Below are 16,410 nucleotides of genomic sequence, written 5' to 3'. Positions count from 1 at the left end.
TCTCAGCGCCAGACCAGCGTGGAAGACACCGCATAGTTCCAGACCACACCAACGACGGCCCCCGCCGCAGACGAGCGGTCCCAGTGACCATGACCCGCACTATCCAGCATCATCCGGGCAATGCCGATATTGGCGACGGCCCCCAGCGAACAGACCGCGACGAAGACAGCCAATCCTCGCCAGAGCTTGTGACCCTTGAGACGACGATCATGGTAGGTGAAGCGGTTGTTCAGCAGAAAATTTGTCAAAATAGCGACAGCGGTTCCGGCGAGTTGTGCCCAGGAAAAACTCAGGCCGCATGCGCCTGCCAGATCCAGGACGCTGACATTCACGACCACACCAATAAGCCCGACCAGCGCGAAGGCCATGAAGCGGGTCGGCAGCCAGCCATGCGTCAGCTTGTCGAGCACCATGGTCGCAAACTGAAGCAGTACCACGACATCAAGCTTGCTCTCGCCTGCAAGGCGCGGGCGGAAGACGAATGGCACCTCGACAATCCGGACAGTTTTGGGAGCGGACATCACCAGATCGAGTAAAATCTTGAAGCCCGTCCCGGACAGGCGCGGCAACAGCGATTCAAAAAGATCCCGGCGTATGGCGAAAAAACCGCTCATCGGATCGCTCAGCGGATGCGGCATGACGGCCTGCGCGGCCCTGATGCCCGCATCCGAAAGCAGATGCCTCCAACGCCCGGCCAGTCCACCACTATCGCCACCCTCGACATGGCGGCTGGCCACGACCAGTTCGGCACCCTTCTGTAATTCAACAAGCATGGTCCGCAGAACGGATTCATCATGTTGCAGATCGCCGTCCATCACCGCGACCAGAGGAGCGCTGGACGACAGAATGCCTTCGATTACGGCAGAAGACAGCCCCCGACGGCCAACGCGGCGCACCAGCCGGACCCGTGGGTCCAGCCGCGCAAGCCGCGAAACCTCATTGGCCGTTCCATCCGGTGAATTATCATCAACAAAAATGACTTCCCACGCCCTGCCCTCAAGCGCACCTTCAAGCGCCGCAACCATCGGCGCCACATTGGACACCTCGTTGTAGCAGGGAACAATGACGCTCAGTTCGGCCGGAAGAGACAGCAACCGGGAAGCGGTCATGGGTTCAGCCGGTCAGATCGGCACGCCGGCAAGATCGCGGCTCGTATGGATGGTCTGGAGAGTCTGGACGCGAACCACATGCGGACTGTCGGTCAGCAGGCGTGTCAGGGCATTCTGATGGGCAGCATCACGGGCGACCAGACGGACGAGAAAATCTCCGCCGCCCCGGATCATGTGACATTCGCGCGTTTCGGGCCATGCACCGACCTGAGCTTCGAAAGCCTCAAGAACACTCCCCTTTTGGCTGTCGAGGCCAATCAGGGCATAGAAATTCAGGGACCACCCCAGCAGGGCAGCATCCACTTCGGCGTGATATCCCTTAACGATTCCCAGCTCTTCCAGCCGTCGGACCCGCCTCAGGCAGGGAGGCGCGGAAATGCCGGTACGACGGGCAAGTTCCACGTTGGTCATGCGTCCATCGGCCTGGAGTTCGGCAATGATCTGCCGGTCGATGGCGTCCAGTTCAATCGGTGCGGAGTGCGAAGAAGCGTTCATTTCAATCTGACGTATATGTCAGCCGACATGATCCGCAAAGATGGCACATGCGTCCGAAGTCCCTATATGAAGGGGCCTGATATCATTTGAGGACCAATCATGCCCGAAATCCATCATACGGATCTGCTGGTTGTGGGCGCTGGCCCTGCTGGCTACACGGCGGCAATCTACGCGGCCCGCGCAAGTCTTAAGCCGATTCTCGTGACCGGAATGCAGCCCGGCGGCCAGCTGACCATCACGACGGATGTTGAAAACTATCCCGGCTTTGCGACTCCTGTTCAGGGCCCCTGGCTGATGGAGCAGATGCGCGCGCAGGCCGAGCATGTCGGAACGCGCCTGATTTATGACCTGATCGTTCAGGCCGATCTGAAAAAAGGCCCCGGGCCGGATGGGTATTTCCGGCTGGTCGGAGATTCGGGAGACGAGTTCCGGGCCCGGACTGTCGTGATCGCTACGGGCGCACAGGCCCGGTGGCTCGGCCTCGAATCGGAAAAGCGTCTCCAGCGCGGCGGCGTCTCTGCCTGCGCGACCTGCGATGGCTTCTTCTATCGTGGCAAGACGGTGGCCGTGATCGGTGGCGGCAATACGGCCGTCGAGGAAGCGCTGTATCTGACGCACCACGCGGACAAGGTTCATCTGATCCATCGTCGGGACAGCCTGAGGGCCGAGCGTATCCTTCAGGAACGTCTGTTCTCCAACCCGAAGATCGAAGTTCACTGGAACAAGGCCGTCGAAGAGGTTCTGGGCTCAGGCGAGCCGGAAGTGGTTTGCGGGATCGCACTGAAAGATACCCAGACAGGCGCGCCGTCCAAACTGAATGTCGACGGAGTTTTCGTCGCCATCGGCCATACGCCGAATACTGGGCCTTTCCTGCATGAGGTGGCCTGTGACAGCGACGGATATATTCTGACGGAAAGCGGCGGAACCGAAACATCCGTCAAAGGCGTGTTTGCGGCAGGCGACATTCAGGATCGCATTTTCCGGCAGGCCGTCACAGCGGCCGGAACAGGCTGCATGGCCGCTCTGGAAGCCGAACGATATCTTTCTGGCATACCTGCCATGACAAAAACTTGACCCTCGCGCGTGCTTCAGACAATTTCGTCCTTTCAACGACATATCTTGACGGATAACGCCGGGACGTATGGGTAAAAAGGACGAGGACCGTCGCCTTGGCGAACGGGGAGAAAACCAGATGGACTGGGACAAGCTGCGGATTTTTCATGCCGTGGCGGAAGCCGGTTCCTTTACCCATGCCGGTGACCGGCTGGGACTGAGCCAGTCGGCAGTTTCCCGGCAGATTTCCGCGCTTGAAGACGTCCTGCGCGTGCCGCTGTTCCATCGGCATGCGCGCGGGCTGATCCTGACGGAACAGGGCGATGTCCTGAACCGTACGGTCCGGGAGGTCTTCTCCAAACTGGCTCTGACCCAGGCTTTCCTAAGCGAAAGCAAGGAGCGGGCTGCAGGAAAGATCAAGATTACCACGACAACGGGCTTCGGCCTGTCATGGCTCTCTCCACGTCTGAACCGTTTTCTGGAACTGCATCCCGACATTGAAGTCACACTTCTGCTTGAAGATGCGGATCTGGATTTGGGCATGCGTGAGGCAGATGTCGCCATCCGGCTACACCCACCCACACAACCCGATCTGGTGCAGCGTCATCTCGCCAATTTCCCCATGCCGATTTATGCAAGCGCCGCCTATCTTGAGCGCCATGGGACACCACACTCTATCGAAGATCTGGCCAATCATCAGATCATCAGCTTTGCAGGCTGGCACCTGCCACTGCCTAATGTGAACTGGTTGCTGGATCTTCTGCGTCAGGAAGGTGTTGCACGCCAAGGCAGCCGTCGTCTGGCCATCAACAATATCTCGGCGGTCGCGAATGCGATTGCAGCCGGAACCGGCATCGGCTCCCTGCCCCTCTATGCCGCAGCAGGCTATCCTGATCTTGTCAGGATATTGCCGAACCAGCAGGTGCCCTTGGTGGAAGCCTATTTCGTCTACCCTGAAGAATTGCGAACATCAAAGCGGATCGCGGTCTTCCGGGACTTTCTTCTTTCCGAAATCAGCAACCTCAAAGGGCAGGAACAGGGATAAGAAACCGGGAGGCTTTTACGCCTCCTACCCCCTGCGACCATGTGTCGAGGGACAAGCATGAGGCCGATTGCTGGATCGGAAGACCGCCTCCCCAATCGGCGCAAATCCACTGCCCCGTCCGAGGCGATGCGCATTGTTGGGCATCTGCTCGAGCACGATGACACCTGATGCCATCCGGTAGCAGGCTGCTGCCTGCGGTGAGTGTGCTTTTTTGCCATGGCGAGCCAGAGAGTTCCCGACCGGTTTCGGGAAATCATGAGCCCATGCTGTCGAGGGGATCGCAAGCAAAGCCCCAGAAGACAAGCCCATCACCCAGACAGAAATCACCAGAAAATGCGGAACAGGCTTCATGCGCTCATGATATCGCAAAAACGATCTGCTGAACCAGCGTTGACCAGACACGGCCATCATCTTGCAGCACAGCTGATGCGCCTTAGCCACAATAGTATCAGTTCCCGGATTTTGACGATGACAGGCGCTGGTTAACGCGCTCCCTGAGTTCCTTGCCCACCTTGAAGAACGGGACGCTCTTTTCCTCAACAGGCACGATATCGCCCGTCCGGGGATTTCGCCCTGTCCGAGCTGCACGTTCACGGGGGAGAAATGCCCCAAAACCACGCAGTTCCACACGATCCCCGCGCGCAAGTGCAGAACCGATCTCGTCAAAGACCGCGTGGACGATACGTTCTATATCGCGGGTGAGAAGGTGCGGATATGCTTCCGCCAGTTCGGCGATAAGTTCGGATCGAGTCATGACAGTTGTTCCACCTGACTCCGCCTTCTGAAACAGGCCATCAGAGTTGCAAAATCGCAACGGCTCCGTCAAGGCCTTCACGGTCGAGAGCGGTGGAGAAACTTCCTCCCAGCAACCCTGTCAGAAGCGCCTTCTTGCCGGGCCATTCATACCAGCGTCTGGAGCGTTCTGGCATCAACGGCATAACCGGATAGGACAACGTCCCGATATTCAACCGTTTTCTGAGCCACAGACGCGCCGCATCTTCGTCCCCGAGTTCATCGACAAGCCCGAGTGCAATGGCCTGCCGCCCCGTATAGGCACGCCCATCGGCCATGCTCCGGACTTTTTCTTCCGTCAGATGACGGCCGTCCGCAACCATCGACACGAATTGAGCAAACAGATCGTTGACGATACCCTGAAGCATCTGACGTCCTTCAGGAGTGAGAGCACTGGTCGGGTCGGTCTGATCTTTCATGGCACCGGATGTAATGGCATCCACGCCGATTCCCAGACGCCCAAGCCCAACCGAAACATCAGGACGCTGAAAAATAACCCCGATCGATCCGGTCAGCGTTGAAGGCAAGGCAACGATATGCTGCGCCGGTACAGAGAGCATATAGGCCGCAGATGCTCCCATATCTCCCATTGAAACAGAAACCGGCTTGACCGCGGCGAAGCGCTTGACTGCATCATGAAGCCTTTCGCCGCCTGTAACGCCTCCACCCGGACTGTCCACAACCAGAAGGAGCCCGGTCACATCCGGTGCCGTCTGGGCCTGTTTCAGAGCACGGACGATCTGTGAAACGTCGTTCTGCACGACGCCGTTGATGGCAAGACGGACGATATGCGGTCTGTGGCTGAAATTCGGCCCAACAGACCCACGATGGCCCATCATGGAAATGACAACCGCGCCGCAGAACGCAACGAGCGCTCCCACCCGCCAGAAGAGTAATTGCCGATGCTTTAACTGACGTGTCAGAAAAAGATTCAGTTCAGCACTCATAACGGGAATTCTGCTCCTGCTTTCCGGACGCGGTCAAAGAAAATCAGTCTTCTTTTTTGGTGCGACGGGCGCGGGTAGACTCTTTCTTGCCCTCTCCGCTTGCCGCACTGATCTTCCGACCCAGACCGATCTCACGCGCCAGGGCAGAACGACGCTGGGCGTAGTTCGGAGCCACCAGAGGATAATCCGCCGGCAGGCCCCAGCGCTCACGGTACTGTTCCGGCGTCATGTCATAGGCGCTCTGAAGATGGCGCTTGAGCATCTTCAGCTTTTTGCCGTCTTCAAGACAGATGATGTAATCAGGAAAAACGGAGCGCTTGACGGGGACAGCAGGCTGCGGACGCTCGGGCTGCGGCGCCTCTTCGGGAACGCCAGCCTTTGACAGCGCGTCATAAACCTGACGGATCAGGGCTGGCAGGGCTTCAGCTTCGAGAGTTCCGCGAGACGCCTGGGCAGCAACGATTCTAGCCGTAAGCTCTAAGAGTCCTGTATTGGAAGTGCTTTCAGACATAATATCTCATCCTATCCATTCGAATGAATTTTCAGTTCCTTAACGCCTGTAAAGGGTCAGGTAAATGCGGCATGGAAATATTTGACGTATTCCTTTTCCCGCCCATGATTATCACCATATCAAAATAACCCGCAAACAAAAATAACTCTATGCGCTTACAAATGTATCCTGTGTTGCGCCTGACAACTGGAATGACGACATGATCCGTGAAACCGTCACGCTTTCAACAACAAGTGATTTTTCCGGCTGGCGTGCATGGGCGCGCAAACTGCTTCATGACAAAGTTTCGACCGAATCAATACAATGGATCGTGGAAGCCCCACCGTCCCTTTACGGCATCTCTGCCACGCGGCCTCTTCCTACAGCCCCGTCGACCGCCAGCCTTCCTCGCGCTCTTGCCGCGATTTTTCCCGCTGTTTTTGTTTCCGATGCCCCTGACAGGCTACACCTGTTATACCTCACGCTTCAGACTTTACGCGACGGTATGCCGGTGCCAGATGAAGTGAGCGAGCGCCTCCGCAGCATCGCTATGGAAACTCGGAAAAAAGCACTCGACCTGCGCTGCCAGATGCCCGACGCCAGCAATCCGGAATGGCAGATCCTGCATACCTCTCATACTGCGGCCCTGATCGACAGTCAGGCAGACGCACTGTCAAACCTACGACCCACACCGTGGATCGTGATGGCGCCTGATCGAACACTGCTCTGGGACGGTCGGGAATATCGCTTTGGACCGGGTTTCACAGGCAATGAACTGCCTCCATCAGAGGTGATCGAAACTGCACGCGAGCTCGCTACCGCTGGCCGCGGAAACGCCTACTGGGACGGAATTGCGCCGGTACGACTCCATCCTACCCCCGGAAAGATTGAATCTTCTTTTTCACTCGCCAGTCTGCGCGCTCAGGCGATCGACTGCCAGATGTGCGAATTGTGCAAGCTCGCGACGCGAACCGTTTCCGGAGAAGGTAACCCCAAAGCCCGAATCATCTTCATTGGCGAGCAGCCCGGAGATCAGGAAGATCTTCACGGACGCCCCTTTGTTGGACCAGCAGGACAACTGTTTGACCGTGCTCTGCGAGAGGCCGGCGGCAGTCGTGCAGAGATGTGGATCACCAATGCCGTCAAGCATTTCAAATTCACTCCAAAAGGACATCGCCGCATCCATCAAAAACCCGATGCACCTGAAATCAACGCCTGCACACCGTGGCTTGCAACAGAGCGCAGGGTTCTGTCTCCCGAAGTGACGGTCATGCTGGGCGTTACAGCGGCCAGTGCTGTTCTGGGACGCTCGGTTACAGTGTCGCGTGAGCGCTCGAGGCCTATTCCTCTCGAGGACGGCAGTATCGGTCTGGTAACCGTACATCCGTCTTATCTACTGCGCCTGCCCGATGAGGAGTCGAAGGCACGCGAATATACAAAATTTGTAAACGATCTCAGAATGGCGATTTCCACTCTCGCCGGATAATGCCGTTAGGGCTAAGAAACCCGGGCAATGAGTGGCAGCACCATCTCCTCGGGACAACCGACTCCGGATAATACGACCACACGGCCTGCACCGCTGCGGCCGCGGGCACGTCCTTTTCTCTCGTGGCTGTACGCTCCCAGCGCTTCATCCGTCACGTTTGCCCTACGCAACACCATTGCAGCCTGTCTCGCGATCGGGATTGCCTTCTGGATGGAACTGGACGACCCGGCATGGGCCGCCATGACCGTCTGGGCCGTCGCGCAGACCAGCCGGGGTGAAAGCCAGTCCAAGGCCAAATGGCGTATCGTCGGCACCATCAGTGGCGGTGTTGCCGCCATCACCATCATGGCGCTTGCCCCGCAGGCGCCATGGCTGTTCTTCCCCATGATCGCATTATGGATCGGCCTGTGCAGCGGTTTTGCAACATTCGTTAGCAACTTCCGCTCCTATGCCCTTGTTCTTGCAGGATATACCTGTTCCATCATCTGCATGGGCGCGGCGTCCAATCCCGACAATATTTTCATGGTCGCGATGTCGCGCGGCACTTACATTGTGCTCGGTGTGTTGTGTGAAGCCTTCATGGGGCTGATTTTTGCCACCAGTCAGGAACGGCATGCCCGCGCGCAGCTCAGACAGAAACTTGAATCGGCACTGGTTCTCGTTACGACAACATTGTGCAGCCTTCTGGGAGAAGAGCGCGGCGCGCTGAACGCGGCCCGGCGTCAGTTCGGTACGATCCTCACCATCAATGACCAGATCGAATTTGCCGAAGTCGAAATGGGACCGCACGGCCATGAAGGCGATCATGCACGCGCAGCCCTCGCCGCCGTTTCAGCCCTGCTGTCACGCGGCTTCGGAATGGCCATGCGCCTTCAGGTGCTCAACCATAACCACCCCGCCTTTACCAAAACCGCAGACGAAATCCTGGCTTTTCTGAAGCAGTTTCCACAGCGCCTGCCCGACCAGAATTCCGTCCCTGCCCTTCTCGCGGATTTACAGCATTTTCGGGATGTCTGCCGTCTCTACGCTGCACCGCATCGCGAAACCGACATTCGTCCTGATCTTGAGCCGATCCCCGGGCATGAACCCTTTGATGCGATCGACGCCAGCCCGGAGACGCTGGACGACAGACTGGACGAGCGCGTGCTTTTCGTCTCGCTGGGTGAGCTTCTGGGCGATCTGGAACAGGCTATCAAGGAATACGAAGCCAGCACGCACCGCATCAAAGGCGATCACTTCCACTTCCAGCTCGAAACCCATCGCGACACCCGTGAAGCCGTGCATAACGGCCTGCGTGGAGCCTGCGCGGTTCTGATCACCGCCTATATTTATGAAGTGACGGCCTGGCCGAACGGCCTTGGCTTCATCGCCATTACAACACTGGTCTGCGGGCTTTTTGCCACCAAAGAAAATCCCGTTCTTGGCACTACGGAATTCCTCAAAGGCGCCGTGGCAGCCTATATCGTCGCTTGGTTTCTGGTCTTCGTTCTGATGCCGAAAGTCACGACATTCGAGACCCTGACCCTTTTTCTGGGGCCCGCCATGTTTCTGGGCGGACTGGCCAAGGGTAACCCGGCCACTGCGGGCGGCTCAGCAGCCTACGGGCTTCTGCTTCCGGCCATGCTTGGTCTGGAAAACCATCATGTCATGAACGAACTTGCCTTTTATAATGGCAACATGGCGACTGTTCTTGCGGTCGCCGTCAGCGTAATCGTTTTCCGAAGCGTCCTCCCCTTCAGCAGCGATGCCGAGCGCCTCCGCCTCCGCCGCGTCATGCTGGGTGAGCTGCAACACTTGGCCCATCCGGGCTTCACACCGCGCATCAGCGTATGGATCGGTCGCAATACGGACCGCTTTGCCCGCCTGATCCGTCATGCAGGCCCAACCCCTGCCCCGCTGATCGAAGCCTGCATCCTCGGAACGCTGGCCACATTGACTCTTGGGCTAAATGTCATCCGTCTACGCGCCTTGCTGGATCGCGAGTATCTGCCCGAAAGCGCAAGACGGCCAATCCTGCTTGTTCTGCATTATGTTGAAGAATCAACCCGCAGACACGACAAAGCCGCCCGCATCGCAGAAGCCGCCGTACGACGGCTCCGCGTTCTCGATGCCCAGGAAACGGACCTGGTAACGCGCCTTGAGCTCACACGCGCCATCACCTATCTGGTCGTGATTGCCCATACCATGCGGACGAACGAAGATTTCCTTGATGCCAGCAAACCCTTCCGGGGCGAAAGAAACAGCCGACTGCTCAACTCCGGACAGAGCTGAGCAGTTTTCCAAAGAGAGACAGGGCTGCAAATGCCCCCGCCTCGACGCTATTTTTGCATCTGGATCTTGAAAATATTTACTCCGAGATCCTGCGCGATAGACTGAATAGCCAGCTGTCCGCGGACACTGTTTCCCGCAGCATCAAGCGGTGACGAGTAAACCGCAATTGCCATTTTCCCGGGCACAACCGCAACAATACCACCGCCAACACCGCTTTTCGCAGGCAGCCCAACATTATAAAGCCACTCACCAGACGTATTATAAAGGCCAGCGGTCGCCATAACGGCTAAAACGCGCGCGCTTGTTTCAGCATCGGTAACCGCCTGATGGGTGAGCGGATTGGTGCCACCATTTGCCAGCGTCGCTCCCATCACAGCAAGATCTTTTGCTGTAACGTCATAGGAACATTCACGAGTATACAAATCGATTGTTTCAGTCGGATCTGCGTATAGCGATTTATAACTTTTCAGCAGAACCGCAATCGCCAGATTATGCTGATTATCCGCCATTTCAGAATCATAGACGTCTTTATTCAGCATCAATGAATGCCCCGCAAAAGCCGAAGCTTCCTTGAGAAGCATGTTCCATTTTTCTTCGAGTGATTTGCCGTCAACGAGACTTGCCGTGGCAATAGCGCCTGCATTCACCAAAGGATTACCGGGCGGAGGACTGCCCGTCAGTTTGTCATTATTGAGCTCGATCGCCAGAGCAGAATTAAAAGGAAGGCCGGTAGCATTAACGCCTATTTTGTTTTGGACGGTTTTTGCTCCCTGCACTTTCAGGACATGAGCCAAAGTAAAAACCTTGGCGATCGACTCAACGGGGAAAAGATGCTCCGCATCTCCCGCTTCAAAAATTTTTCCGTCTGTCGTGACGACTGCAATACCGTAAAGTTTTGTGTTGGCCTTCGCCAAATAAGAAATATACGAGGCATTAGAGCCGTCTGTTATTGTTTTATAGTGATTATAGGCCCGATCGACTACCTGCTGAATATTTGATGCAGGAGCCTGTTGAGAAAAATCGCGCGCGAGCGCAGCCTGCGTTATACAAAAAACGACATATGAAGCGATTGCTGCTGTATTCAGATATCCCGGAAAAGATTTTTTTCTCGTCATCATAATAGCTTTTCTATGTCTTCCGATGGAGACAGCGTAGCAAAACCACCCTGCGTTTTATGAATGATCGTGGCGCAATTTAGTTCCGAGTTTTTAAATTTCTAAATATCCTGATTGCATACATCAGGATGATATTTTGCTATTTATACAGGTATATTTGAGTAATTTATTACCGTATTTTAGTATTTATTTTCCATCTATCGGCTCAATATCCATACTCAGACGCATATGCTGGAACCACACAGAAGGTTTCAGGCCGGAGATCATACGATCTGCTGTCATTCCTCTATATAACACTATTTAATAGTTAAATTTAGTAATAACTATTTTATTGACGGAACAAAAGAATCATCTCAATAATTTCTGGATATCTAATAATAACGAGAAATATTAGTTATATGTTTGTCGCACTGCTCTGTCCCTGTTCCCCGATGATGCGGGGCCTCCCCCTGCCTTCACTCCCGTTATTCGGCCCCGGCGCTACAGGCAGACATCATGACATATATCTCCGCTCCGCTTCCTGATCTTTCCCTTCTCTGGGGGAAGGACGCCCGTGAAGCCACGGCTCTTCACGACCGCTTCGCTCCCGTTTTCGAGCAGATCCGCAGACAGGCACTACGGGCCGAACTCAGTCGAGAGCTACCCTTCGAACAAATCCGTCTCCTCAAGCAGAGCGGCTTTACAGCCCTTCGCGTTCCCGTTGCACATGGCGGTTCTGGCGCGAGCCTTGAAGACCTGTTCGCTCTGATCACCACGCTGGCGGCAGCCGATTCAAACGTCGCACAGGCGCTCAGGGCCCATTTTGGTTTTGTCGAACATCTTCTGTTTGAAGCTGCCGGACCGTACCGCACAAAATGGCTCGACCGACTTGGCGCAGGGCAAACCGCAGGCGCCGCTGCTGCTGAAGGACCGGCTTCCAAGCGCGATCTGTTCAGCACCACCCTGTCTCAAACGGATGGCAAGTGGGTTATCAACGGTTCCAAATTTTTCACGACCGGCTCGCTCTACGCCGACTGGCTCACTGTTACCGGCACCACCGAAGATGGCCAGACCGTCAAGACGCTGGCCGCCCGTCACGATCCGGGCCTTGAAATCGTGGATGACTGGGATGGAATTGGACAACGCCTGACGGCCAGTGGCACCGCACATTTCCACAACGTTCACACTGAAGAAGCCGACCTGCGCTACGGCAACACGGCCTTTCCGCATTCACAGGCTTTCTTCCAGCTTTATCATCTGGCGACTGTCGCTGGTATTGCCCGCGCTGCGGCAACAGATGTCGCAGATGCCGTGCGTCGTCGCAAACGCTCTTTCAGCCATGGCAACGCGGACCTGCCAGCTGAGGATCCTCAGATTCTCGAAATCGTCGGTCATGTGTTCAGTGGCGCCTATCTCGCCAGCGCTGCCGTTGAGCGTGCCGCCCGCGCCATACAGGCCGTCGCGGACAGTCCGGCTCCGGAACTCGACCTCACAGTCGCCCGCGCCGAACTCGAAGTCTGGCAGGTACAGGACCGCATCCTCCCGCTGGTTCTGGAGGCCACGACCGCCCTGTTCGATGCGTTGAGCGGCGGCGCGACCCTGCGCGTGGCTGGTCTGGATCGACACTGGCGTAATGTTCGGACGCTAGGCAATCACAACCCGCGCGTCTATCGCACGCGTGTTGTCGGAGATTACGCCGTCAACGGCACCCTGCCGCCGATCCAATGGCGCGTGGGGGTGGCGTAATGGGGCAGCACATCATCCTCAACGGTTTCACGATGGCGACGGTCTCGCATCTGAATTACGGGCTGTGGCGCCACCCTGCCGACCAGACATATCGCTATAAGGACATCACATACTGGACCGAACTGGCCCGCACGCTGGATGATGCCGGGTTTGATGCCCTGTTTATCGCGGACGCCCTTGGCCAGATTGACGTTTATGGCAACAGCCCCGACGCTGCCCTGAAACACGGCATCCAGTCTCCACTGATCGATCCGCTTTTACTCGTGTCCGCAATGGCAGCGGCGACCACGTCGCTTGGTTTTGGTATCACGCTGTCCACGACCTATGAGCATCCCTATCTGCTCGCCCGCAAACTGACGACCCTCGATCATCTGACCAAAGGGCGTCTGGGCTGGAATATCGTGACGTCCCAGCAGGAAAGCGCGGCCCGAAATCTTGGACTGGACCACCAGATCCCACATGACGAACGCTATGACCGCGCAGACGAATTCATGGATATCGTCTACAAGCTCTGGCTGAAATCCTGGGAAGAAGACGCGGTCATCCGCGGCCAGACGGCATCAGGCGAGTGGATCTATACCGACCCGGAAAAGGTTCATCCCATCCGTCATGACGGCCGATACTACCGCGTTCCAGATGGCCATACCGCCGAACCAAGCCCGCAGCGCGTTCCCGTCCTTCTTCAGGCTGGTGCCTCCGCTCGCGGGGGCGCTTTCGCGGCCCGGCATGCGGAAGTCATTTTCGTCGTCGGCGCCGGGGCGGAAGGCACGCGAAAGAACGTCCGACGCATCCGCGAGGAAGCCGCGCGCGAGGGCCGCGATCCCGAAAGCCTGCGCTTCATCTGCGCTGCCGCCGTCGTGGTGGGCGAAACGGAAGAAGAGGCCATCCGCAAATTTGCGGAATACAAGGTGTTCTACGACGCGACCGGATCGCTCATCCATTATTCCTCCATGACAGGCGTGGATTTCTCGAAGAACCAGACGGACGAGGTTTTGACCTATCGTCCGACAGAGGCCAGCCAGTCCGTCCTTGAACAGTTCGATCCTGCCATCAGCGGCCGCTCCTGGACCATCGCCGAAGCGACGAGTCCGGCAGAAGGCTTCGGTCGGGCCAAAACGTTCGTCGGCAGCCCCGAAACCGTCGCAGACCAGATCGAACGCTGGCTCGAAGAGTCGGAAACCGACGGGCTGAACCTGATCCAGCTCATCAATCCGGACAGTTACAACGACTTCATCCGCCTCGTCCTGCCGGAACTGAAGCGTCGCGGTCGCATCCGCCCTAAACCCGGCAACACCCTGCGCGAAAGCCTCTTCCCGCAGAACTCCTCAGCCCATCCAGCCGCCGATCATCCGGCGTGGCGCTGTTGATCCTCCCAAGACCTGAAAATCCCCGTTTCCTGTTTCTTGTGAGTGTCTTTTCATGCCCGTTTTTCCGTTTTCCAATCGTCACACCATCCGTACGTCCGGAAGCTCCGTCTCTCTGATCGCCTTGCTGACTCTCTCGGTCAGCACCACGGCATTCGCTGCCACAAATGCACCCGTCACCAAACCCGGCGAGAAGCCCCGTCACGCCACACCCGCGTCGGCGCACAAAGCGTCCGCCAAAACACACGCCCTGACCTCCCGTCTTGCCGAAAATATCGGCGTGGAGGGGCATCGGCAGGCCAACTGGGTGTCCAACCCCGTCTCCGCCGCCACAATCCGCGAGTATGTCGCCGGCACGAACCCGCTCAAGGCCCTGACGCGCCTGCCCGGCGTGCTGTTCAATTCCGGTGACCCGCAGGGCGTGAACACCTGGCAGAATTCGTTCCTGATGCATGGTTTCGACCAAAGCCAGATCGGCATGACGCTGGATGGAATCCCGCTGGGCGACCAGCAGTTCAGTAACGTCAACGGCCTCAGCCCGACATCTGCCATTTCGTCCGAAAATATCGAGCGAATGGACGTCTCGGCCTCCACGGGTTCGGAAAGCGTCGCCAGCACATCCAATCTGGGTGGCACGGTGCAGTTCATCTCCCGCGATCCGTCCCATAAGCGCGGCGCAAGCGTAAACCAGACCTTTGGCAGCAATGCGATGTACCGGACATTTCTGCGGCTCGAAAGCGGCGATCTGAACCCGCAGGGGACGCGTTTTTATGTCTCCTATGCCCGTAACGACACCAACAAATGGCGTGGCGGACAGGATCAGTTCATGCAGCAGGTCAATGCAAAGGTTCTGCACCCCATCGGGCAGGACAGCCGCATCACGGCCTTCTTCGATTACGCGGATCTTCAGATGCAGAACTACCAGGACTACAGCCTGGATATGTTCAACCACGGTGGCTACGCGATCGACAATTTCATCGGACAACCCGGAGGATATGAGAAAGCCTACCGTCTGGCACTGGCCCAGCGCGGTCTGCCGGGCGGACAGGTTCCGGCTGCCTATGCCAATCTCAAGAGTCCCTATACCGCCTCCTATTACGAGGGCGCGCAGATGCAGCATTCCTATATCGGCGGCGTCTCGGCGGATCTCGCTTTAACCGACCGCCTGCGCTGGCAAAGCACCGCCTATGGACATCGTTCCTACCAGCGTGGATCGGTCGCAAGCCCGCTGATCGCATCGCCCAATGGCGCCCCGCTGATCGATCAGGTCACGCAGCCCGATACGGACCGTTTCGGCTTCACGACGTCCCTGTCCTACCGCATCGCGCATAACGTGCTGAATGCGGGGCTGTGGTACGAAAACACCCATTTCGACATCAGCAAACCGCTCTATCAGGAACCTCTGCTGGAAGACGTGCTCAACGGCACCGCAACGCCGGTCAATGGTCTCGATAATCTCAAGAACCCGTTCCAGAATGGCTATCGACAGGTCTTCAACACCAACACCTTTGTCGCCTATTTTCAGGATACCTATCACGTCACGAACACCATCGCCCTGCATGCCGGTTTCCGTTCCGTCCTGAATACCAGCCGCGTCGGTGCCCTTGCCAACTGGCAGACCTACACCCGCACCACTGCGATTGCAGGCGGAGATTCCCTCACCTCCAGCAAACCGTTCCTCCCGCATTTCAGCGGGGAATGGCGTTTTGCTCCCGGTCATCAGCTTTATTTCGATATTGCGGAGAACGTGAAGGTCTATCCGGTCTCGGGCTATAACAGCGGCTCATCACCATTCTCGACCTCGCAGGCGTCCTATCTGGCGTCCAAAAGCAGCCTGCAACCTGAAACCGACTGGAACTTCGCTGGCGGCTACCGCTACACCGGCCGCCTCGTCAGCGGCTCGCTCTACGGCTACCACACGATCTTTTCCAACCGTCTGCAACGCATCTCTACCGGCCCGACAACCCAGCCTTACACCACCATCCAGAATGTCGGCGGCGTGACGATGAGCGGCGTGGACGGTGCCGTCACACTCACCCCCGTCAAAGGGCTGAGCCTGACCAACAGCATCAGCTACAATCACGCTGTCTATGATGACAACATCACCCAGACCATCAATGGATCGCGGGTGACCTACAACATAAAAGGTCAACAGGTCGTGGCCTATCCGCGCCTGATGTACCATGCCGATCTGTCCTACACCTGGCATGACCTTCAGGCTCATATCGAGGCCCAGTATGTCGGCAAGCGTAACCTCAGCTATACGGGAGATACCAAAGTCCCGTCCTACTGGCTGACCAATTTCGGCGCCCGCTACGACCTGAGCAAACAGCTCCACCGCCTGTCCCATACAGGTTTCGTCCAGCACCTCTCGCTGGACTTCAACGTCTATAACCTGACGAACGTGAAATACATCTCCACCATGGGCCAGAACGGCTATCCCATGGCTGGCGATTACCAGTCTGTCGTCCTCGGTGCCCCACGCCAGTATTTTGGCGCGGTTCATGCGGATTTCTGA

At 57.1% G+C, this 16,410-nt stretch carries 13 protein-coding genes; 7 read left to right on the top strand and 6 right to left on the bottom strand.

The genetic code is table 11. The features are described from left to right. Window positions 1-2 precede the first annotated feature (2 nt). Both JK213_RS05800 and JK213_RS05795 read right to left on the bottom strand, forming a co-directional pair. Complete coding sequence (locus JK213_RS05800; RefSeq protein ID WP_194262118.1) at window positions 3-1,109, bottom strand: glycosyltransferase family 2 protein; 1,107 nt, start codon at window positions 1,107-1,109, stop codon at window positions 3-5. 12 nt (window positions 1,110-1,121) lie between these two features. Continuing rightward, window positions 1,122-1,604: an Lrp/AsnC family transcriptional regulator gene (locus JK213_RS05795; protein ID WP_099286487.1), complete on the bottom strand. Its 483-nt coding sequence runs from the start codon at window positions 1,602-1,604 to the stop codon at window positions 1,122-1,124. A 99-nt stretch (window positions 1,605-1,703) separates the two neighbouring features. Here JK213_RS05795 and trxB point away from each other — a divergent pair, with 99 nt between their 5' ends. Then, a complete protein-coding gene (trxB, locus tag JK213_RS05790) occupies window positions 1,704-2,678 on the top strand; it encodes a thioredoxin-disulfide reductase (RefSeq protein ID WP_194262119.1) in 975 nt (324 codons plus the stop codon). Between the two features lie 118 nt (window positions 2,679-2,796). After that, window positions 2,797-3,702 (top strand): LysR family transcriptional regulator, encoded by a 906-nt coding sequence (locus tag JK213_RS05785; RefSeq protein WP_099286563.1) that lies wholly within the window; start codon window positions 2,797-2,799, stop codon window positions 3,700-3,702. Window positions 3,703-4,150: 448 nt separating this feature from the next. Here JK213_RS05785 and JK213_RS05780 read toward each other — a convergent pair whose 3' ends face one another. The 3 genes from JK213_RS05780 to JK213_RS05770 are packed head-to-tail and all read right to left on the bottom strand — an operon-like array spanning window position 4,151 to window position 5,952. Then, a complete protein-coding gene (locus tag JK213_RS05780; protein WP_194262120.1) occupies window positions 4,151-4,456 on the bottom strand; it encodes an integration host factor subunit beta in 306 nt (101 codons plus the stop codon). A gap of 40 nt (window positions 4,457-4,496) precedes the next feature. After that, window positions 4,497-5,441, bottom strand: coding sequence for a signal peptide peptidase SppA (gene sppA, locus JK213_RS05775; protein WP_211571304.1), 945 nt, complete (start codon window positions 5,439-5,441; stop codon window positions 4,497-4,499). A 43-nt stretch (window positions 5,442-5,484) separates the two neighbouring features. Then, window positions 5,485-5,952: a MucR family transcriptional regulator gene (locus tag JK213_RS05770; RefSeq protein WP_194262122.1), complete on the bottom strand. Its 468-nt coding sequence runs from the start codon at window positions 5,950-5,952 to the stop codon at window positions 5,485-5,487. 199 nt (window positions 5,953-6,151) lie between these two features. Between JK213_RS05770 and JK213_RS05765 the strand changes: the two genes are divergently transcribed. Both JK213_RS05765 and JK213_RS05760 read left to right on the top strand, forming a co-directional pair. After that, window positions 6,152-7,417, top strand: a complete 1,266-nt coding sequence (locus JK213_RS05765; RefSeq protein ID WP_211571303.1) for a UdgX family uracil-DNA binding protein — start codon at window positions 6,152-6,154, stop codon at window positions 7,415-7,417. Between the two features lie 27 nt (window positions 7,418-7,444). Then, window positions 7,445-9,688, top strand: a complete 2,244-nt coding sequence (locus JK213_RS05760; protein WP_194262124.1) for an FUSC family protein — start codon at window positions 7,445-7,447, stop codon at window positions 9,686-9,688. Window positions 9,689-9,735: 47 nt separating this feature from the next. On the opposite strand, the gene glsA is transcribed toward JK213_RS05760, so the two are convergent. After that, complete coding sequence (glsA, locus tag JK213_RS05755; protein ID WP_211571302.1) at window positions 9,736-10,806, bottom strand: glutaminase A; 1,071 nt, start codon at window positions 10,804-10,806, stop codon at window positions 9,736-9,738. Window positions 10,807-11,298: 492 nt separating this feature from the next. Between glsA and JK213_RS05750 the strand changes: the two genes are divergently transcribed. From JK213_RS05750 to JK213_RS05740, 3 genes are read left to right on the top strand one after another with little or no spacing between them, the layout of a single operon-like run. Beyond that, window positions 11,299-12,528: an acyl-CoA dehydrogenase family protein gene (locus JK213_RS05750; protein ID WP_194262125.1), complete on the top strand. Its 1,230-nt coding sequence runs from the start codon at window positions 11,299-11,301 to the stop codon at window positions 12,526-12,528. Then, window positions 12,528-13,895, top strand: coding sequence for an LLM class flavin-dependent oxidoreductase (locus JK213_RS05745; RefSeq protein ID WP_194262126.1), 1,368 nt, complete (start codon window positions 12,528-12,530; stop codon window positions 13,893-13,895). The genes JK213_RS05750 and JK213_RS05745 overlap by 1 nt, the downstream gene beginning before the upstream one ends. 52 nt (window positions 13,896-13,947) lie before the next feature. Continuing rightward, window positions 13,948-16,410, top strand: coding sequence for a TonB-dependent receptor (locus tag JK213_RS05740; protein WP_194262127.1), 2,463 nt, complete (start codon window positions 13,948-13,950; stop codon window positions 16,408-16,410).

The organism is Gluconobacter sp. Dm-44 (genome assembly GCF_018256175.1).
Classification (GTDB): Bacteria; Pseudomonadota; Alphaproteobacteria; order Acetobacterales; family Acetobacteraceae; genus Gluconobacter; species Gluconobacter cadivus.
Note: the sequence above shows the minus strand (reverse complement) of the source record. Positions and strands in the feature narration are given on the sequence as shown.